18 protein-coding genes, 2 riboswitches and 1 other annotated feature are annotated in these 21,463 nt (G+C 32.2%); of the genes, 15 read left to right on the forward strand and 3 right to left on the reverse strand.

Annotated elements, in window-relative coordinates:
* Nucleotides 1-19: 19 nt before the first annotated feature.
* The 10 genes from rbsB (at nt 20) to FQB35_RS00675 (ending at nt 11,121) form a co-directional block, all read left to right on the forward strand.
* Entirely contained in the window at nt 20-931 is a 912-nt protein-coding gene (gene rbsB, locus FQB35_RS00630; protein WP_148808067.1) for a ribose ABC transporter substrate-binding protein RbsB, read from the forward strand.
* A gap of 65 nt (nt 932-996) precedes the next feature.
* A riboswitch (TPP riboswitch) is annotated at nt 997-1,095 on the forward strand.
* Between the two features lie 56 nt (nt 1,096-1,151).
* Nucleotides 1,152-1,261: riboswitch (TPP riboswitch) on the forward strand.
* Nucleotides 1,262-1,335: 74 nt separating this feature from the next.
* Nucleotides 1,336-1,527, forward strand: coding sequence for a sulfur carrier protein ThiS (gene thiS / locus FQB35_RS00635; protein ID WP_148808068.1), 192 nt, complete (start codon nt 1,336-1,338; stop codon nt 1,525-1,527).
* Nucleotide 1,528: 1 nt separating this feature from the next.
* Nucleotides 1,529-2,335: a sulfur carrier protein ThiS adenylyltransferase ThiF gene (thiF, locus tag FQB35_RS00640; protein ID WP_148808069.1), complete on the forward strand. Its 807-nt coding sequence runs from the start codon at nt 1,529-1,531 to the stop codon at nt 2,333-2,335.
* A gap of 11 nt (nt 2,336-2,346) precedes the next feature.
* Nucleotides 2,347-3,123, forward strand: a complete 777-nt coding sequence (locus tag FQB35_RS00645; protein ID WP_148808070.1) for a thiazole synthase — start codon at nt 2,347-2,349, stop codon at nt 3,121-3,123.
* Nucleotides 3,123-4,226 (forward strand): 2-iminoacetate synthase ThiH, encoded by a 1,104-nt coding sequence (thiH, locus tag FQB35_RS00650; RefSeq protein ID WP_148808071.1) that lies wholly within the window; start codon nt 3,123-3,125, stop codon nt 4,224-4,226. The genes FQB35_RS00645 and thiH overlap by 1 nt, the downstream gene beginning before the upstream one ends.
* A gap of 14 nt (nt 4,227-4,240) precedes the next feature.
* Nucleotides 4,241-5,554 carry a phosphomethylpyrimidine synthase ThiC gene (gene thiC / locus FQB35_RS00655; RefSeq protein ID WP_148808072.1) on the forward strand — a complete coding sequence of 438 codons (1,314 nt, stop codon included), beginning with the start codon at nt 4,241-4,243 and terminating at the stop codon, nt 5,552-5,554.
* Nucleotides 5,555-6,151: a thiamine phosphate synthase gene (locus tag FQB35_RS00660; protein WP_148808073.1), complete on the forward strand. Its 597-nt coding sequence runs from the start codon at nt 5,555-5,557 to the stop codon at nt 6,149-6,151.
* Nucleotides 6,152-6,303: 152 nt separating this feature from the next.
* A complete protein-coding gene (locus FQB35_RS00665) occupies nt 6,304-8,220 on the forward strand; it encodes a PAS domain-containing sensor histidine kinase (protein ID WP_148808074.1) in 1,917 nt (638 codons plus the stop codon).
* A 19-nt stretch (nt 8,221-8,239) separates the two neighbouring features.
* On the forward strand, nt 8,240-9,253 hold the full coding sequence (locus tag FQB35_RS00670) for an alpha-hydroxy-acid oxidizing protein (protein ID WP_148808075.1): 1,014 nt from the start codon (nt 8,240-8,242) through the stop codon (nt 9,251-9,253).
* A 179-nt stretch (nt 9,254-9,432) separates the two neighbouring features.
* Nucleotides 9,433-11,121, forward strand: coding sequence for a putative bifunctional diguanylate cyclase/phosphodiesterase (locus FQB35_RS00675; protein WP_148808076.1), 1,689 nt, complete (start codon nt 9,433-9,435; stop codon nt 11,119-11,121).
* Nucleotides 11,122-11,169: 48 nt separating this feature from the next.
* Here FQB35_RS00675 and FQB35_RS00680 read toward each other — a convergent pair whose 3' ends face one another.
* Complete coding sequence (locus FQB35_RS00680; RefSeq protein ID WP_148808077.1) at nt 11,170-12,510, reverse strand: chloride channel protein; 1,341 nt, start codon at nt 12,508-12,510, stop codon at nt 11,170-11,172.
* Between the two features lie 339 nt (nt 12,511-12,849).
* Here FQB35_RS00680 and FQB35_RS00685 point away from each other — a divergent pair, with 339 nt between their 5' ends.
* From FQB35_RS00685 to FQB35_RS00695, 3 genes are all read left to right on the forward strand, one after another.
* On the forward strand, nt 12,850-14,241 hold the full coding sequence (locus FQB35_RS00685; protein WP_148808078.1) for a sodium:solute symporter family protein: 1,392 nt from the start codon (nt 12,850-12,852) through the stop codon (nt 14,239-14,241).
* A gap of 12 nt (nt 14,242-14,253) precedes the next feature.
* Nucleotides 14,254-15,696 carry an NAD-dependent succinate-semialdehyde dehydrogenase gene (locus FQB35_RS00690; protein ID WP_148808079.1) on the forward strand — a complete coding sequence of 481 codons (1,443 nt, stop codon included), beginning with the start codon at nt 14,254-14,256 and terminating at the stop codon, nt 15,694-15,696.
* A gap of 262 nt (nt 15,697-15,958) precedes the next feature.
* Nucleotides 15,959-17,134, forward strand: a complete 1,176-nt coding sequence (locus FQB35_RS00695) for a class I SAM-dependent methyltransferase (RefSeq protein ID WP_148808080.1) — start codon at nt 15,959-15,961, stop codon at nt 17,132-17,134.
* An 80-nt stretch (nt 17,135-17,214) separates the two neighbouring features.
* On the opposite strand, the gene tyrS is transcribed toward FQB35_RS00695, so the two are convergent.
* Both tyrS and FQB35_RS00705 read right to left on the reverse strand, forming a co-directional pair.
* Entirely contained in the window at nt 17,215-18,441 is a 1,227-nt protein-coding gene (tyrS, locus tag FQB35_RS00700) for a tyrosine--tRNA ligase (protein ID WP_148808081.1), read from the reverse strand.
* 46 nt (nt 18,442-18,487) lie between these two features.
* Nucleotides 18,488-18,687: a binding site (T-box leader), on the reverse strand.
* Between the two features lie 64 nt (nt 18,688-18,751).
* Nucleotides 18,752-19,822, reverse strand: a complete 1,071-nt coding sequence (locus FQB35_RS00705) for a sodium:calcium antiporter (RefSeq protein WP_231701832.1) — start codon at nt 19,820-19,822, stop codon at nt 18,752-18,754.
* Nucleotides 19,823-20,054: 232 nt separating this feature from the next.
* Between FQB35_RS00705 and FQB35_RS00710 the strand changes: the two genes are divergently transcribed.
* Both FQB35_RS00710 and FQB35_RS00715 read left to right on the forward strand, forming a co-directional pair.
* Complete coding sequence (locus FQB35_RS00710; protein WP_148808083.1) at nt 20,055-20,633, forward strand: TerD family protein; 579 nt, start codon at nt 20,055-20,057, stop codon at nt 20,631-20,633.
* A gap of 63 nt (nt 20,634-20,696) precedes the next feature.
* A complete protein-coding gene (locus FQB35_RS00715; protein ID WP_148808084.1) occupies nt 20,697-21,377 on the forward strand; it encodes a TIGR00266 family protein in 681 nt (226 codons plus the stop codon).
* The last annotated feature ends 86 nt before the right edge of the window (nt 21,378-21,463 follow it).

Raw genomic sequence — 21,463 nt, forward strand, 5'->3', positions numbered from 1 at the left:
TTAAAAAGGGGGAACCAAAATGAAAAAAGTATTATCAATTCTTATGGTAGCCATTTTACTAATGGGTGTATTGGCAGGTTGTGCAACACAAGAAAAAGCTTCAGAAGCTGAAAAAGAGGGGACAAAGAAGATAGGTCTTGTACTTTCTACATTAAATAATCCTTTCTTTGTTACATTAAAAGAAGGGGCTGAAGCAAAAGCGAAAGAATTAGGTTATGAAATGATTATTTTAGATTCACAAGATGATCCATCTAAAGAACTTTCGAATGTAGAAGATTTAATTACAAGAGGGGTTTCTGTAATACTAATTAATCCAACTGATTCCAATACAGTAGGAAATGCCATTAAGTTAGCAAATGATGCAAAAATCCCTGTACTTACTTTAGATAGAGGGGCAAATAGCGGAGAAGTAGTTTCTCATATTGCTTCAGATAACGTAGCAGGTGGAAAAATGGCAGGAGAATATATTGTACAAAAATTAGGTAAAAAAGGAAAAGTAGTTGAATTAGAAGGAATTCCAGGTGCTTCTGCTGCGGTAGATAGAGGTACAGGATTTAATAAAGCATTAGAAGGTACTAAAATAGAAGTTGTAGCAAAACAAACAGCAAACTTTAACAGAACAGAAGGACTAACAGTTATGGAAAATATTTTACAGGCACAGCCAGAAATTGATGCAGTTTTTGCTCATAATGATGAAATGGCTTTAGGTGCTTTAAAAGCTATTGAAGGAACAGGAAGAAAAATTATGGTTGTTGGTTTTGATGCTACGGATGATGCTGTAGCTGCAGTAAAGGAAGGAAAGCTTGCTGCAACAGTTGCACAACAGCCGGATAAGATTGGTTCACTTGGAGTAGAAACAGCAGATAAAGTATTAAAAGGAGAGAGTGTAGAGAAGTTTATTCCTGTTGAATTAAGATTAGTAACAGAGTAAAAGGAAAGAATTTTTCATAGTAACTTTACAAAGTTGTCATATTGGATTACAATGTAATTAATTAAATGTTTTGCTAGGGGTGCCTTTTGGCTGAGAAGGAGAAATCCTAACCCTTAAAACCTGATGCAGCTAGTACTGCCGTAGGGAAGCAAGAAACCAAAAATTATTGATTTCTAAAAGCTTACCCTAGGGTAAGCTTTTTTCAATGGAAAAATTTAATATGATATACAAGGGGAGCTCATAGGAATGGGCTGAGAAAGAGATGTTATCTCTGACCCTTATAACCTGATTTGGGTAATGCCAACGTAGGGAATATGTTTATGATTTTTATTTAAAAGTGCAAATTCTCTATGAATTTGCACTTTTTTAAATTTTGAAAACACCATATGGAAGGAGGGGGGAATTTGCTTATAAATGGTAAAGAAATGGATTTTGAAAAAATGTCCATTAGTGAAATGCTTAAAAAGCTAGGTCTGTCTGAGGAGAAAGTAGTGGTGGAAGTAAATTTTGAAATTGTTCCGAAAGAAAAATACAAAGAGCATATATTAAACAAAGAAGATCAAGTAGAAATTGTAAGTTTTGTCGGAGGCGGTTGATGTGAAAATATTTTTAAATGAAAAACCCTTAATTGTAAATGAAAAAGCTACAGCTTTTGGAGTAAGAGATTTTGTTAAAAAAGATGCAGATATTGTGGTTTTAAATGGATTTATTATTAAAGAGGATGTACCTTTAAAGGAAAATGATTGGCTTACACTGATCATAAGAGGGGAAATTCCAAATGAAGATGAGTTAGAAAGTTTACTTGTTGCAAGGCATACACCAGGAGTACATGAAAAAGTAAAAAAAGCATGTATAGGAATTGCAGGGCTTGGAGGTCTTGGCTCGAATGTAGCTGTATCCCTTGCAAGGTTAGGGATAGGAAAACTAGTATTAGTAGATTTTGATGTGGTAGAACCAAGCAATTTAAACAGGCAACAGTATTTTATAAAGCATATAGGAATGAAGAAAACAGAAGCCTTAAAGGATGTATTAAAAAATATTAATCCATTTGTAGAGGTTCAAAGTAAAGATTTGTATCTTGATGAAAATAATATAGTCGATTGCTTTAAAGATGTAGATATGATTGTAGAAGCTTTTGATGATCCAAAATGCAAAGCAACCTTAGTAAATACGGTGCTATCAAAGCTTCCAGATAAATATATAATAGCTGCTTCAGGAATGGCTGGATATTTTTCTAATAATACCATTAAAACAAAGAGAATATTAAACCGTTTGTATATGGTAGGAGATTATACTTCAGAAGCAAAGCCAGGATGTGGCTTGATGGCACCTAGGGTTGCTATTGCAGCAAATCATCAGGCAAATACAGTACTTAGAATTATTTTAAATGAATATGAAATTTAGGAGATGGTACAATGGATAAGCTGGTTATAGGAGGAGTTGAGCTAAAAAGTAGGTTGCTTATTGGGACAGGGAAGTTTTCTAGCAAAAAAATAATACCAGATGTAATCAAAAGCTGTGAAACACAAGTTGTTACTATGGCTTTAAGAAGAGTAGATCTTAAAGCTAAGGAAGAAAATCTTCTTGAGTATATTCCAAAGGATATTATACTCCTTCCAAACACTTCTGGTGCAAGAAATGCAGAAGAAGCTGTTAGAATTGCAAGACTTGCAAGAGCTATGGGCTGTGGGAACTGGATTAAAATTGAAGTAATATCCGATAATAAATACCTACTTCCGGATAATCAAGAAACTATCAAAGCAACAGAGATTCTAGCAAAGGAAGGATTTGTTGTACTTCCTTATATGAGTCCCGATTTAATGGCTGCCAAAAGACTTGTAGAGGCAGGAGCTGCTGCAGTGATGCCTTTAGGTGCACCTATAGGAACAAATAGAGGAATCAAAACAAAAGAACTTGTACAAATACTTATTGATGAAATTGATCTACCTATTATTGTTGATGCAGGAATTGGCAGACCTTCTGAAGCAGCAGAAGCCATGGAAATGGGAGCTGAAGCAGTTTTAGTAAATACTGCTATTGCTACTGCAAATGATCCTGTTAATATGGCAAAAGCTTTTTCATTTGCAGTAAAAGCTGGAAGGATTGCTTATCTTTCAAAATTAGGACCTACAAAACAATATGCCCAAGCATCTTCTCCCCTTACAGGATTTTTGAATGAAGGTGAATTATAATGAGTTTTTACAATTGTTATGAAAAATTTAAAAACTTTGATTATGATAGTTTTTTTGAAAAAGTTACTGAATCAGATATACTAAGGATTCTTAATAAAAACAAAATAGATCAATATGAATTTTTAGCATTATTATCACCAGTAGCAGAAAATTTTTTGGAAGAGATGGCACAAAGAGCTAATATCTTATCTTTACAGCATTTTGGAAAAGCTATTTTATTATTTACACCTATGTATTTGGCAAATCATTGTATTAATCAATGTGCTTATTGTGGTTATAACATAAACAATAATATAAAAAGAAAAAAGTTGACATTAGAAGAAATAGAAAAGGAAGCAATTGCTATAGCATCTACTGGACTTAGGCACATACTTATTTTAACAGGAGAATCTCCAAAGGATACGCCTCTATCTTATATTATAGAAGCAGTAAAAATATTAAAGAAATATTTTGATTCTATTGGGATAGAATTGTATCCAATGACAGAGGATGAATACAAAAAGATAATAGAGGCGGGAGTAGATAGTCTTACGATTTATCAAGAAGTGTATGATGAAGAAATTTATGATCGTGTGCATATTTCTGGACCTAAAAAAGATTACCATTTTCGATTAGATACCCCAGAGCGTGGATGTATGGCAAAGATGAGAAATGTAAATATTGGAGCCCTCCTAGGATTGAATGAATGGAGAAGAGAAGCTTTTTTAACAGGACTTCATGCAGACTATTTGCAAAATAAATATCCAGATGTGGCTATAAGCATATCCCCACCACGCATTCGACCCCATGCAGGGTGTTTTGAAGATGTATATCCTGTAACAGACAAAAATTTGGTTCAATACATGCTTGCTTTAAGAATTTTCTTACCATATTTAGGGATTACAATATCAACAAGAGAAAGTGCAGGACTTAGAGATAATTTAATACCTCTAGGGGTAACAAAGATGTCTGCAGGAGTAAGCACAGAAGTAGGTGGACATAGCACAGATGATAAAGGTGAAGGGCAGTTTGAAATATCAGATATAAGAAGTGTAGAGGAAGTAAAAGAGGCTATTTTATCTAAAGGATATCAACCTATTTTTAAGGATTGGATGCATATATAAAAGGAGATGAAGTGATGATGTATACAACTCAAATGGATGCTGCTAAACGTGGTATTATTACAAAAGAAATGGAGATTGTAGCAAAGAAGGAAAATATGGATGTGGAAGTTTTAAGAGGTCTTATTGCACAGGGAAAGGTAGTAATCCCTGCAAATAAGAATCATAAAGCATTAGATCCAGAAGGAATTGGAGAAGGATTAAGGACAAAAATCAACGTAAATCTAGGGATTTCAAAAGACTGCTATAATATTGATAAAGAGATGGAAAAAGTAAAAACAGCTCTCGATATGAAGGTTGAAGCTATTATGGATTTAAGCTCCTATGGAAAAACAGAAGAGTTTAGAAGAAGATTAGTAGAAATGTCCCCTGCAATGATTGGTACAGTTCCTATGTATGATGCAGTAGGATTTTATGATAAGGAATTAAAAGATATTACAGCAGAAGAATTCTTAAAGGTAGTACAAAAGCATGCAGAAGATGGCGTAGATTTTGTTACAATTCATGCAGGAATTAATAGACAAACAGCAGAGGTTTTCAAGAGAAACAAAAGACTTACAAATATTGTTTCAAGGGGAGGCTCTTTGCTTTATGCTTGGATGGAATTAAACAATGAAGAAAATCCATTCTTTAAGTATTATGATGAATTATTAGATATCTGTGAGAAATATGATTTAACATTAAGTCTTGGAGATGCTTGTAGACCAGGAAGCATTCATGATGCTACAGATACTAGCCAAATTCAAGAATTACTTGTACTAGGGGAGTTAACTTTAAGAGCATGGGAGAGAAATGTACAAGTTATAATAGAAGGTCCAGGGCATATGCCAATAAATGAAATTGCTGCTAATGTACTTATTGAGAAAAAACTTTGTCATGGAGCGCCTTTTTATGTATTAGGGCCAATTGTTACAGATATAGCACCAGGATATGATCATATAACAAGTGCTATTGGTGGAGCATTAGCTGCAAGCCATGGAGTAGATTTCTTATGCTATGTTACACCAGCAGAACACTTAAGATTGCCAAACTTAGAAGATATGAAGGAAGGAATTATTGCAGCTAAAATTGCTGCTCATGCTGGAGATTTAGGGAAAAACATTAAAGGAGCAAAAGATAGGGATTATGCTATGAGCAAAGCAAGACAAGAGCTAAATTGGGAAAAAATGTTTGAACTTGCTATTGATCCTGAAAAGGCCATAAGATATAGAAAAGAATCACAGCCTCAACATGAAGACAGCTGCACAATGTGTGGAAAAATGTGTTCCATGAGAAATATGAATAAAGTAATGGAAGGGAAAAATATTAATATACTAAGAGAGGATGACTAGATGCTTTTTTTGATTACCAATCGGAAAATTCTAAGAAAAGGTACGTTAGATGAAGTGATTGAAAAAGCAGTATCTGCAAAGGTAGATGCTATCATCTTAAGAGAAAAGGATTTATGTTATGAAAAGCTTCTTTTAGTAGCAAAAAAAATACAAAAAAAGATACAAGGAAAAAATATTTTATTTATAATTAATAGCAATTTAGAGGTAGCAAAAGCTATTAATGCTGATGGGTATCACGTAGGGTTTAACGATTTTATAAAAAGAAATTTTAATTGGCAAGGACTTTTAGGTGTTTCTGTTCATAGCCTAGAAGAAGCTGTTTTTGCACAAAAACAAGGAGCAAGTTATTTACTTGCTAGCCATATATTTGAAACCGATTGTAAGAAGGGATTAGAACCTAAGGGAATTGATTTTATTAAAGAGATGAAAAAAAATATAAGCATACCTATTATTGCTTTGGGTGGAATTAAGCCAGAAAATGTGAAACAAGTCCTTTCAGCAGGGGCGAAAGGTGTTGCTGTTATGTCTTATATTATGGCTTCTATCGACCCATATACATCTGCAAAGAAATTAAAAGATATGATGAGAAAAAGCTGAGATTAGCTTTTTCTTTTTTTTAGAAAAATAGACATTTTGAAATATAAGGAAATTTGTAAGAATTTGCTATAAATCTTGGCAGGAAGTTAGAATGTTTTGTAGAATAGGGTAATGTGCATAGAGTTTTAAACTATTACTTTAATTAGCAAGGAGTGAAAGTTATAGGAGTACAAGAAAATCTAGATAAGATTATACAGAAACCTAAAAGATTGAATGATACTTTAAAAGAAATATTTTTTTCAAAAAAAAGTATATGGCTAATGATTGCAGTTATTGTTTTAGTAGGAGTTGAATTTTTTTTCAATATGATGGATATGGTTGGTGTTTCTATGACATCTATTCCTTTTAATACGAAATTCTATTTGGTAAATAATTTATTGTTAATAGGTGCTGTTTTTTTAATAGGAAATATGATGAAGCGACTTAAAGAATCTAATGAAAAATTACGAAAGAATCATATGACAAATGATATAAAACAAAAACGCATAGAGGAAGCATTAACAGAAAGTGAGAAAAGATTACGTCAAATAACAGATAATATGTTAGACCTTATTCATCAGATAAATCATCAGGGAATTATTGAGTATATTAGCCCATCCTGTATAAAAATTTTAGGATATGAACCAAAGGATATGATTGGAAAGTACATATTTGATTTTATACATCCAGATGATTTAGATAAAGTAATGGATATATGCGATTATGCAATAAAAACGGGTATGGGAGATATAGCAGAATATCGTTATAGGCATATTAATGGGAACTATGTATGGATAGAAAGCGTTGGAAAGCCAGTGTTTAATGAGGATGATGAATTTATTGGTGCTACAATAGCAGGAAGAGATATTACACAACGAAAAAATGCTGAAAAGGAACTAAGAGAAAGCAAAGAACAATATAAAAGATTAGTAGAACATTCACCGGATGCTATTGCAATATATAAAAATGGAAAATTTTTATTTGCCAATAAAGCAGCAGCAAAGCTTGTAGGATTAAAAGATCCTAAGGAACTGATTGGTAAAAGTATATTTGATTATCTGCATCCTGACTTTCATGAAAAAACATTAGAACGATTAAGACGTGTTGAAGAAAAGAATATACCTACATATTTTGTAGAAGAAAAAATTATAAGAAATGATAATAAAGTTGTGGATATAGAAAAAGTAGCTATTCCCTTTCCTCATAAAGGAGGGATAGCAGTACAAATTATTGCACGTGATATTACCGACCGTAAAAGAGCTGAAGAAAATGAAAGGTTATTAAGAGAAGCAAAAAAATATGATGAATTACGGAATGAATTTTTTGCAAATATTTCTCATGAATTAAGAACACCACTAAATGTAATTTTAGGTACATTACAATTGTTAGATATACACTTAAAAGATACTTGCAATAATCATCTAAATAAGTACAAAGATATTATGAAACAAAATTGTAATCGATTATTAAGACTAGTAAACAACTTGATAGATATTACAAAAATAGATACAGGTTTTTTTGAGATAAAGCTAAAAAATGTAAATATTGTAAGCTTGATTGAAGATATTACTTTATCTGTAGCTGATTATATAGAAAATAAAGGAATAGTTCTTCAATTTGATACAGAAATGGAAGAAAAGCTGATGGCTTGTGATCCAGATAAAATAGAAAGGATTATTTTAAATCTTCTTTCAAATGCAGTAAAATTTACAGATGTGGGAGGAAATATTAAAGTTACTATATATGATAGAGACGAGTATATATGCATTAGTGTGAAAGATACAGGAATAGGTATTCCAAAAGAGCAGATTGGTGCAGTTTTTGAAAGATTTAGGCAGGTCGATAAATCTCTTGCTAGAAATCATGAAGGAAGTGGTATAGGATTATCTTTAGTAAAGTCTTTTGTAGAAATGCATAATGGAAAAATATATTTAGAGAGTGAATATGGCGAGGGAAGTGAATTTATAATAGAACTACCTGTTAGAGTATTGCAACAAGAGAACAATGAATTTGAAAATACTCATTCTGTTCAATGGGGATATATTGAACGAATACAAGTTGAGTTTTCAGATATTTATTCGAAAAAATAATTTTTAATAGGAGGTATTTATGAATTACAAAGATATATTAGAAAATGCAAGGAAGATACCTGATTTTAAATGTAGAGTTTGCCTAGAATGTAATGGAAAGGTATGTAAAGGCGAAATACCTGGAGTAGGAGGAAAAGGATCGGGATCAGCATTTATACGGAATGTTGAGAAGTTGAAAGAAATAAAATTAAATATGGATACCATTTATTATCCATCTAAAGTAGATACTTCAATAGAACTGTTTGGAAGGAAATTTAAGTATCCAGTTTTTGCAGCACCGATTGGTGGTTTGATTCCTTGTTATGGGGAAAGACTTACAGACTATGCTTATGCAAAAGCAATTATAGAAGGATGTAAAAAAGCAGGTACTATTGGATTTACGGGTGATGGTGTAAAAGATGAATATTTTATGGATCCATTACGTGCCATTGAAGAAAATGAAAGTCTAGGAATTCCTACTATAAAGCCTTGGACAAAAGAAGAAATACTTCAAAGATTAAGAGCTGCAGAAAGCAAAAATGTTGTAGCAGTAGCCATGGATATAGATGCAGCAGGTCTTGCCATATTAGCTAAAGCAGGAAAACCTGTTAGCCCAAAGCCAGTAGAAGACTTAAAGGAGATTATTGGTGCTACAAAGCTACCATTTATCATAAAAGGAGTTATGACTGTAAAGGGTGCTTTAAAAGCTATGGAAGCAGGTGCTTATGGAATTGTTGTTTCGAATCATGGAGGCAGAGTGCTAGATCATACACCTGCTACAGTGGAAGTGCTTCCTAAAATTGTAGAAGTTGTAAAAGGCAGAATGAAAATATTTATTGATGGAGGTATAAGAAGTGGCCTAGATGTTTTAAAGGTACTTGCTTTAGGTGCTGATGCTGTTCTCATAGGAAGACCTTATGCAGTTGCTGCTTATGGAGGAGGAGCAGAGGGAGTAGCCCTGTATACACAAAAAATAGGAGATGAACTAGTAGAGGCCATGATTATGACTGGATGTAATAACCTACAGGAAATTAATAAAGAAATTATTTTTTAAAATAAAAACCGCCTTTTTAGGCGGTTTTTATTATTAAATTATATCTTTTAGGTAATAACTAAAAAGAGAATAAGAAAGGAGATTTTAAAAATATGTCGAATACTTAAATAGTTATAAAGGGAAATATAATACAATTATAATTAATAAATATTAATTTTATAATTATAAGGAGATTAAAAATGAAAAAAAAATTTATTATCTGTTTATTTTTTGCAATGCTTTTTTCAAATATTTCCTTAGGGGTGATAATGAAAAGCCTTGCTCAGAATAAGATAGATTATATTTTAACCAATAAAGAAAGTGGTATATTAGTTTTTTCACTGGGCATCTCCTTTTTCGTAACAGTATTTACGGGTATGATGACATTTAAACTTTTTAATAAGTATGTGATGAATAAAATTTCTATTATTAATAATTATTTAAAAAGGATACAAGAAGGAAATTATGAGGATACTATTGGTCTAAATTCATCTGATGAATTAGGACATATTGCTAAAAATATAAACAAAATAAAAGAAAAAATAAAAAGCAAAGAAGAGGAACTGATTATAAAGCAAGAACAAATTCATTATTTATCATATTATGATACGCTAACAGGATTGCCAAACAGAATGTTATTTGAAAAAAATTTATCTAAGATGTTGGAAGAAGCAAGAAAAAATAATGAAAAATTAGCTTTATTATATTTAGATTTAGATAATTTTAAGAAAGTAAATGATACAATTGGCCATACATTTGGGGACTTGCTACTTAGAAATGTAGGTATATTACTAAAAAAATGTATATGTAAAGAAGGAATAATCACCCGTATGGGAGGAGATGAATTTGTTGCTATTTTACCAAAAGCAGATAAAAAAAGCGATATAATGAATTGTGTAGAAAAAATTTCAAAATCATTTCAAAATCCTTGGCTATTAGATGACCGTGAATTTTATATTACTGTTAGTATGGGAATTGCAATTTATCCAGACCATGGAGAAAATGTACATATGCTTTTAAAAAATGCTGATACAGCAATGTATGCAGCTAAGAAACAGTGTAAAAAAAGCTATCATTTTTATACATCAGATATGAACATAGAAATGTTAGAAAAATTAGAAATTGAAAATAGTTTAAGGCATGCAGTGGAGCGTAATGAGTTTTTGATTTATTATCAGCCTAAAATTAATATAAATAATGAAAATATTTCAGGAGTAGAAGCACTCATTCGCTGGAAACATCCTAATAAGGGGTTTATCCCTCCAAATGTTTTTATTCCTATAGCAGAAGAAACAGGGCTGATTATTCCTATTGGAGAATGGGTACTAAAAACTGCATGTAGACAGATTAGAGTATGGCAGGAATTAGGATATACTCCTGTGTATATATCTGTGAATGTTTCTGTAATTCAAATAAAACAACCAAATTTTGTAGATATGGTTAAGGGGATTATTAAGGAAACAGGAATTAAACCTTATCTTCTTGAATTAGAAATTACTGAAAATGCAATCATGGAGGACTTTGAACTTACCAATAAAATATTAGATGATTTAAGAAAACTAGGTATAGTAATATCATTAGATGATTTTGGGAAAGGATATTCTTCTTTGAATTATTTGAAACAATTAGAAATAAATGTTTTAAAAATTGATAAATCTTTTGTTGATGATATTACTGAAAATAATACGCAACAGGCAATTGTGAAAGCTGTTATTGAGATGGCTCATAGTATGGATATGTCAGTTGTAGCAGAGGGCGTTGAAACGTGGGAGCAATTTAAATATCTAAAAGACTTACAATGTGATAAAGTACAAGGATATCTTTTTAGTAGACCTTTACCGTTAATTGAAATGGAAGATATGATGAGAAAAAAGAAAAAAGTGGGGTGAAAAAGTCAGACATACATCCTAAATTTAGGATATATGTCTGATTTATTTTTATGAATTGTAATGATTATAGAATTTTTTAAGAACTTTGTTTTTTATTTTTAGTTCTTTTACTCGCCCTATTTCACAATTTGTCTGAAGATCAACAGAAGGGGATTTATTAATCACAAGGATTTGACTCGGATATACGCTCTTGTGGCCAACCATGAAGTAACTAATTACACAAGGAATAGAAGCATAGGAAGCAACTTCAATTCCAAATAGCTCCATTGCTATCAGAATTCCTGAAATAGGTGTATTTGTACATGCTGCTACGAAAGCAACCATGCCAATAGCAGAGAATAAAGCCATATTTGCATTCATAATTTGTCCCCAAGCATTTCCTGCTGTTGCACCGATATAAAATATAGGGGTTAAAATTCCACCACTTCCTCCAGACCCTAGTGTGACAGAAGTAGTAAACATTTTAATGAGAAAGGCAACTCCACTTACTGAACTTCCTGAAATACTTTCATTGATTACTTGTGTACCTAAGCCTATATAATCCTTGCTTTCTGTTAAATAAACAATCAGTACAAGAATAAGTCCGCCTAAAATTCCTTTGTAAGGCTTATAAATATTTATTTTATGAATAGATTCTTCAATGATATTTAAAAGACGAATAAACAACATCGCCAAAGAGCCCATAAAAATACCAAATACAATCATATTCAAAAACATTTTTATCTCATTAGAAGGTGTAAATGATATGGCATATTGTAAGTGTGATATGCCTAAAGCTTTATTCACAATACAGCTTACATAAGATGCTATTAAGGAAGGTAAAAGAACAATATAAGAAAATTTTCCTACATATAAAACTTCTGCTGCAAAAACTGCTCCTGCAATAGGAGTACCAAAAACTCCAGCAAATCCAGCGCTTATGCCGCATATAACAAATCTTTTTCTGTCTAGGGTATTGTTAATTTTAAATACATTAGCAAAGAAAGATGCAATACCTGCACCAATTTGAGCACAAGGCCCTTCTTTACCAGCTGATCCTCCAGAAATAAGCGTAATAAGGGTTGCAAGTAATTTTACAGGAATTACTTTTATATCAATTTTACCATCTTTTTGATGAACAGCTTCTATTACCTTTTCAGTTCCGTGTCCTTCTGCTTCAGGTGCTAACTTTACAACCAATAGGCTACTTAAAAAGAAAGCAATAGGCATCAGTAAATAATAGCGATTCCATTTCATCATATGATGTTCTCCAAAATGAAGAAGTTTTAGAAAAAGTCCAGTGACTGAGCCTACAACAAGTCCAGCAAATATGGCTAGTATAATCCATTTGATAGCACTGCTTAACATGACAGTCTGTTCAACAAAGTCCATTTTAATTTTTCTTTTCATAGGATCACCCCCGAATAAGTTAATAAAAGTTATAAAAAAGCCTTTATAAGTATATTGTATACAGAGATACAAAAAACATGTTAATAAGTACTATAATAGTATTTATATGAATGAAATTATAAAATTTCCTATTATATATTAATATTTATTGATAGTAATGTAAAGAGTAATATGTGTGCAAATTTCAAAAACAATAAAATATTCAAAAAATAAATAATTATCGAACAAAACATATGGTTGGATTTTAGGAAAAATGAAAAAAAGAGAAGCTGTTCTATCATAACATGTAAAACAATGGTAAAATAAGAATAAAAAGTAATATAGAAAAGAGATGGTGATATGATTACTCCTATTCATTATTTTAGTACCTTTGCAACACTTTTGTTTGTATCTTATTTAGGCTACCATACGACAAAGAAGATAAGCTCATCTCAGGATTTTGCTGTAGGAGGCAGGAAGCTAAATGGGACTTATGTAGCTGGCAGTATTGTTGCTACTATTGTTGGAGGAGCTTCAACAATAGGTACAGCACAATTGGCTTTTCAAAAGGGATTAAACGCTATGTGGTTTACGCTTGGTTCAAGTATAGCCTGTTTATTTTTAGGATTATTTATGGCAGGACCTTTAAGAAGAGCAGAAGTAGATACGGTTTCTCAATTTTTAGCTAGAACTTATGGTGTATATGCAGGGGTTGCTGCAAGTATTATTACTTCTATTGCTATATTTATGCATATTACAGGGCAAGTACTTTCAGCAGTAGCCATACTAACTTCTATATTTCATGTAGGAATTATATTGGCAGTGTTTATAACTATCGGGTTAATTATATCTTATATATTCTTTGGAGGATTTTTAGGTACGAGTATGGTGGGGATTGTAAAATCAGCTTTGTTATATTTTACATTAATCATTAGTGGGATTATCACATATAAATATTTCCATGGAGTAAGCGGACTTACAAAAGCGTTTCCAAAAGAACCATGGTTTAATTTATTTAGTGATGGGATCTATGCAGGAATTGCACAGGGATTTTCTATGGTTGTTGGGATTACATCGACTCAAACCTATTTACAAGCCATGTTTTCAGGAAAAAATGAAAAAGAATCAAGAAAAGGTGCTTATATTTCTGCATTATTGATTCCACCTGTAGGATTTATATGCACCTTGATTGGTTTATATATGCGAGCAGCACATCCAGAAATTATGCCAAAAGAAGCTCTTCCTACTTTCATTCTTACATATCTTAATCCCTGGATTGGCGGAATTACCATTGCAACATTGATTATATCTGTTATTGGTACGGGAGCAGGCTTAACTTTAGGAATCAGTACTATGATGAATCGGGATATTTATGTAAAATGTATTAATCCAAAAGCAGGGGATAAAAGGCAATTGTTGGTTTTAAGAATTTCTGTATGCATCATATCTATGTTGACCATGCTTATGGTATTTAGTAATTTAGATTCTATTATATTAGAGTGGGGATTCTTATCAATGGCTCTAAGGGGAACAACTATATTTATTCCTTTATTAGGGGCACTATATTTTAAAGAAAAAGTAAGTAAACGTGCAGGTTTTTTAACTATTATAGTTGCACCTATTATTTCAGTATTATGGGGAGTATTTCATATAACCAATATGAACTCTCTATACATTGGTCTAGGGAGTAGTGTTATACTATTAGTAGGAGGGTCTGTTTTCTTTAAGAAAGAAAGTGAGGTATATCATTAAGGAGGCGAAAAGATGAAGGAATACAAATTATATATTAATGGAGAATGGATAGAGGCAGATCAAGAAGAAAAGATTGAAGTAATAAATCCAGCAACAGGTGAGATTGTAGGAACTGTACCTAATGCTAAGGAAGCAGAAACAAAAAAAGCTATTGATGCAGCCTATAAAGCTTTTGAAGAATGGTCAATATTACCTGCTAATAAACGAGCAAGATATTTAAATAAATTATTTCAACTTATGTTAGAAAACCAAAAGGATATTGCGGAAACTTTGACAAAGGAGCAGGGTAAACCACTAAAAGAAGCAATTGGAGAAGTAAGATATGCTGCAAGCTATGTAGAGTGGTATGCAGAAGAGGCAAAGAGAAATTATGGAGAAACCATTCCTGCATTTAGAAAGAATACAAAGATTTTGGTGTTAAGACAACCTGTTGGTGTAGTGGCAGCTATAACTCCTTGGAATTTTCCAGCTGCTATGATTACAAGAAAGATTGCACCTGCTCTTGCTGCTGGTTGTACTGTAGTGCTAAAGCCTGCAGAACAGACACCGCTTACTGCTATGAAAATAATAGAACTTATAGAAAAAGCAGGGTTTCCAAAGGGTGTTGTTAATATTGTTACAGGAGATCCTGTAATAATTGGAAAAACAATTATGGAGGATAATAGAGTAAGAAAAATTGCGTTTACAGGTTCTACAGAGGTAGGAAAAATACTCATGAAACAATCAGCAGATACAATAAAGCGTGTATCTTTAGAATTAGGAGGACATGCACCATTTATTGTGTTTGATGATGCAGATTTAGATAAGGCAGTGAAAGGAGTTTTCGCATCAAAATTATTGAACTGTGGACAAATCTGTATGGCATCGAATCGATTTTATGTACATGAAGATGTTGTAGGGGCCTTTGTTGAAAAATTAAAAGACAAATTAAAAAGATGCAAAATTGGAAATGGTTTAGAGGAGGATGTAACCATAGGACCTCTTATAGATAAAAATAGCTTTGAAAAGGTATCACGCCATGTTCAAGATGCAGTAGAAAAAGGAGCTACAATTGAAGCAGGAGGAGAAGGATTCCATCAAGGAAATAATGAGGATGCGGGATATTTTTATGCTCCTACGATTTTATCGAATGTAGGAGAAAATATGTGCGTTATGTATGAGGAGACTTTTGGTCCAGTGATTCCAATTATAACATTTAAAACGGAAGAAGAAGTTATTAAAGCTTCAAATAATACTAACTATGGACTTGCTGCATATGTATTTACAGAGTCATTATCTCGAGGACTTCGTGTTTCAGAAAAATTAGAATATGGGATTGTGGGACTAAATGATGGTTCACCATCTGAAGTACAAGCACCTTTTGGAGGATGGAAAGAAAGCGGTATTGGTCGTGAGGGTGGCCATCATGGAATGGATGCTTTCTTAGAAACAAAATATTTATCCATAGGGCTATAAATTTAACTTCAAAATGAAATATAAAGACACGTTTATTCCAAGACAACTTTTGAAAAAACTAAACTTCATTACATGAAAAAATACTAAACCTTCAAAACTCACGTTCGTTCAAACAATGAAGGTTTTTAACGTATTTTTTCATGTAATTTCAGTAAGTTTTTTTAGCAAAAGTTATCAAAGTCATTCACGTGTCTTTATATTTCCTTTCTCAAATGTTGATTATTTATACGTGATAAGTCTAAGCGAAAGGAAGATTTTTTATATGGATAATATACAGAAACTACTAGAAAGTATTACTAATGAACAATCACTTATCTATTTTGTTTTAAGTAATATTCGAAAAAAAGACAAAGATAGCTTTCATAAAGTGACCATTCGCCCTATATTATTAAAAGGAGAGCTTGTCTATCAGTTTACATATACATATGAGAAAAAAGTGACTCATGAAAATTTAAATACTAATGATATGATTAAAAAAGTAATGATATTATTTGAAAAATTTAAACAGGGACAAGCTTATACGAGTGAAGCAGACTATCAGATTCTAATTAGTAAAAAATTTAAAGTAAAGATATTAAAAAAACAACCTACAAAGAAAAAAGAAAATTTAGCACATAATAGAAAGAAGAACTATATAATACCTGAAAATGAGCCCAATCCATTTTTGATCAAATTAGGAGTTATGAATGAAAAAGGAAAGGTGTTGGCTACAAAGTTTGATAAGTTTCGTCAAATAAATCGTTTTTTGGAAATGGTTGCTGATGTAGTACCTAATTTAAAGAAAAAGGGTATTATAAATATTATTGATTTCGGATGTGGAAAATCTTATTTAACTTTTGCTCTTTATCATTATCTTGTGAATATATTAAAGCTTAAAGTGAAAATTATAGGGTTGGATTTAAAAAAAGATGTTATAAATCACTGTAATAAGGTTGCAAAAGATTTAGGATATGATGATTTAACCTTTATGCTAGGAGATATTGAACATTTTAAAGGGGTAGATAAGGTGGATATGGTAGTAACCCTTCATGCTTGTGATACAGCAACAGATGCTGCATTGATAAAAGCAATAGAGTGGAATTCAGATGTTATTTTGTCTGTTCCTTGCTGTCAGCATGAGTTATTAAAACAGATACATAATGAAATTATGATACCACTCGAGAAACATGGCATTATTAAAGAAAGAATGTCTGCATTAATTACAGATAGCATAAGAGCAAATATATTAGAAATTATGGGTTACTCTACACAGATTTTAGAGTTTATTGATCTTGAGCATACACCTAAAAATTTATTAATTAGAGCAATAAGAACAAATAAGATATCTAAAAATGCTATTGAGGAATATAAAAGATTTAAAGCATTTTGGGGAGTTTCTCCTTATTTTGAAAAGGGGTTAGGAGAAAAATTAGCCAAAAAGCTTAATAATTATTGTTGATAAATTGAATTAATATATAAATTTATCAACAGTATATACATAAAAATAAAAGCTATCCACAAGGTTGGATAGCTTTTTATCTATACTAATCTTACCTGATGATATACCTTTTTACCTCTTTTTATCATTAAAGTACCATCTTTAAAATCTGATTCTTTAATTATAAGCTGAATATCACTTACCTTCTCACCATCGATTGATATACCGCCTTGTTGAATCAAACGACGTCCCTCACTTCGAGATGGGATTAAGTTTGTTTTTGAAAGTAATGTCATAATGTTCATTCCTTCTGCAAATTCAGAATGTGGAATTTCTGTAAAAGGCACATTTTCACTTGCAGGTCCTTTTCCAAATAGTGCTCTTGCAGCTTCTTGTGCTTTTTTTGCTTCTTCTTCACCATGAACTAATTTGGTTACTTCAAAGGCTAAAATTTCTTTTGCTTTATTGATTTCTGCGCCTTCTAAGCTTCCAAGTCTTCTTACTTCATCCATTGGTAGGAATGTAAGAAGAGATAAGCATCTTTCAACGTCTGCATCATTAACATTTCTCCAGTATTGATAAAAGTCATATGGAGATGTTTTTTCAGGATCAAGCCAAATAGCTCCTGATTCTGTTTTGCCCATTTTTTTACCTTCACTTGTGGTAAGAAGTGTGAAAGTCATACCATAAGCGGGTTTGCTTTCTACTCTTCGAATAAGGTCAACACCGCCAAGAATATTAGACCATTGGTCATCTCCACCTAATTGCATCTTACATCCATATTTTCTGTGTAATTCTAAAAAGTCATAAGACTGCATAATCATATAGTTAAATTCAAGGAATGATAAACCTTTTTCCATACGGCTTTTAAAACATTCTGCTGTAAGCATTCTATTTACAGAGAAGTGCTTTCCAATTTCTCTTAAGAAAGGAATATATTCTAAGTTCATTAACCAATCTGCATTATTTACCATAATTGCTTTTCCTTCTGAGAAATCTAGGAATTTTGAAAGTTGCTTTTTAAAGCACTCTGCATTGTGATTGATGGTTTCTGGGGTCATCATTTTTCGCATATCTGTCTTGCCTGTAGGATCTCCAACCATTGCTGTACCACCACCGATTAATACAATAGGTCTATGTCCAGCTTTTTGCATGTGCATCATAGTAATCGCTTGAAGAAAGTGTCCTACATGTAAACTATCAGCAGTAGGGTCAAAACCAATATAGAATGTAACAGATTCTTTTCCAAGAAGCTCTCGAATTTCATCTTCATGGGTAGTCTGTTGGATAAAACCACGTTCTTTTAGTACATCAAAAACATTGCTCACTTTAAAACCTCCTTTATTTTTATAAAAAATAAAGGGCTTATCTCATCATAAGGACGAGAAAGCCCGTGGTACCACCTTAATTCGCATAAAGCCTCAATCCACGATAACGAGTGGGAACCGTCGAAGTTTTTGGCTTCGAAACTCCAGAGTGTAATTCATCTTGCCATGTACTGTAGACTTTTCACCAGCCAGTCTACTCTCTTTTTTGTAACCATGGGGACTACTAGGCTCTTTCAACGTCTTTCTATATAACTATTTTATCCTATATTAACATAAATATGAGGGTTATTACAAGGTGATGAAAAATTTTTTATGCAAGGAAATTTAATGGAATTAAACCAATTGACACACCGACTACATAAAGAATAAACAATCCATAAACAATAGCCATTATTGATGCATCTTTTTTGCTTACGCCATCTTTTTTAAGAAGTAAACCTGCTGTAGTAAGCATTGATAGTAATAAGAAACCAAAGATTATAATATTTTCACCAAAGCTTACTGGAATTTCTTTTCCTGCTATAATCATAGGAAATCCTAAGCATATACAAATGTCAAATATATTTGATCCTACTGCATTAGATACTGCACCATCTGCATCTCCCAGTCTTGCAGATTTTACAGATAAAAGTGTATCTGGAATAGAAGTACAAGCAGCTAGTATGATTACTGAAACAAGTACGGTTGGTATATTGAAAGTATTAGAGATTACTATTGCTGATTGTACAATTGCATCACAGCTAATCCAAAGCAGTCCAATAGAGATTGCAATTACAGTAAATATTTTTGAATAAGGCATATCGATAAAATCTTCATCTTCACCTTCTTCTTCAAGTTCGTGCTTTAATTCTGCTGTTGCAGCAATTTGCTCGCCTAATGTAAGATTTTTTCTATATTTTTTTGTTTGAAGATAGAGAGTTATAATATACCCTGCATAGATACAGATTAAGATAATCCCTGAAATAGGTGTAAACTTTCCTAAATATGTTGTAGCGACTAATGTCAAAATACTAATAGTGTAAAAACACATATCTCGGTAAACCCCTGAACGATCAGCTTTTAACTTATCAGTTCCTTGATAAGCAAATATTGATAACATAGGGATAAGCAAGATGTTAAATATTCCTGAACCAGCAATCGTAGGAACACCTACATCAGCAAATTCTTTATACACTATTACAGCAATCATAGCTGTTGAAAACTCTGGAAAGGATGAGGCAATCGCATCGAAGGTTGCACCTCTTACAGAGTTTGGTATATTCAGTTTTAATCCCAATACATGTAAAACATCACCTAACTTATCTGATGCTTGATTGATTACCCAGGCCATAACAAATAACATGACAAGAGCAATCCAAATATTACTAATCCAACTAAACAAACAATATCCCTCCTCGATAATATTGAGTTTGCATAAAATGATTGTCATACATTACATTTTATCAGTTTGTATCCGGTTTCACAACTACATATTTCTTTTTTCAAATGTTGATGTTGTTTGTCTGAGGTATATTTTTTGTAAATTTGAAAAAAACTTTATAAATAGGAGGAATTTAGACGTAAAAAAAGAATTATTGAAAAATAGACAAGAATATAATTAGGGAGGTATTATGATGGCAATTAGTTTACAAAAGGGTCAAAAAGTTGATTTGACAAAAACAAACCCTGGTCTTACAAAAGTATTGGTAGGATTAGGCTGGGATACAAACAAATATGATGGAGGACATGATTTTGATTTAGATGCGGCTGTTTTTATGCTAGGAGAGAATGGAAAAGTTACAAGCGAAAAAGATTTCATCTTTTATAATAATTTAAAGGATGCAGCAGAATCTGTAGTTCATCTTGGAGACAACTTAACAGGTGAAGGAGAAGGAGATGACGAGCAAGTTAAGATTGATTTAGCAAAAGTACCTAGCAATATACATAAGCTTGCTTTTACTGTAACTATTCATCAAGCTGCTGAAAGAAATCAAAATTTTGGACAAGTTTCGAATGCTTTTATTCGTATCCTAAATGAAGCAACTGGTGAAGAATTAATTCGATATGATCTTGGAGAAGATTTTAGTATTGAAACAGCTGTTGTTGTAGGAGAATTGTATCGTCATAATGGAGAATGGAAGTTTAATGCAGTTGGTAGTGGTTTCCAAGGAGGATTAGCTGCCCTTTGTACAAGCTTTGGAATAAATATTTAATAAAATCAAATCTAGAAAGGGAGAGCTATTTTAGGCTCTGCCTTTTTTATAGGAGTGATAAGCTTGAATTATCAAATACTTTATAAAGAGGCTTTTCCATTAGTTGAGATAAAATTGCAAAAAGGAGAAATGATAAAGGCAGAATCAGGAGCCATGGTATCCATGTCTAGTACAATAGATGTAGAAGGACGTGTAGAGGGAGGTTTTATGAAAGGGTTAGGGAGGATGTTTGCAGGAGAAAAATTTTTCTTTCAAACCCTTATAGCAAGTCGTGGAGCAGGAGAGGTTTTATTAGCACCATCTGCTCTTGGTGGAGTTGTAGATATAGAACTGGATGGTTCTTATGGTTTATGTGTACAAAAAGATGGTTTCTTGGCAGCTACACAAAACATTGAAGTATCAACTCAGATGCAAAATTTAACAAAAGGTTTATTTTCAGGGGAAGGCTTTTTCATTGTCAGAATAAGTGGAAGAGGTACTGTTTTTGTAAATTCTCTTGGAGCGATCCATGCAATAAATATTCCTGATCAAGAAGAAGTAATTATTGATAATAGTCATTTAGTAGCATGGCCGGAATATATGCAGTATAGTATTGAGAAAGCATCAAAGGGATGGATCTCAAGCTTTACTTCTGGAGAAGGGTTGGTTTGCAGATTTAGAGGGCCTGGAACAGTGCTTATTCAAAGTAGAAATCCTAGTGGATTTGGTTCATGGGTTCGGCAATTTATTCCTTCTTCCAAATAAATAAAGGTTTTAGCAGGATTTTTAAAAAAAAGTTAGAATTAGTAATATTATGTAGAAAATTTCCTGTTTTCAATTTGATAATAAGG

This window comes from Crassaminicella thermophila, from assembly GCF_008152325.1.
GTDB classification, from domain to species: Bacteria; Bacillota; Clostridia; order Peptostreptococcales; family Thermotaleaceae; genus Crassaminicella_A; species Crassaminicella_A thermophila.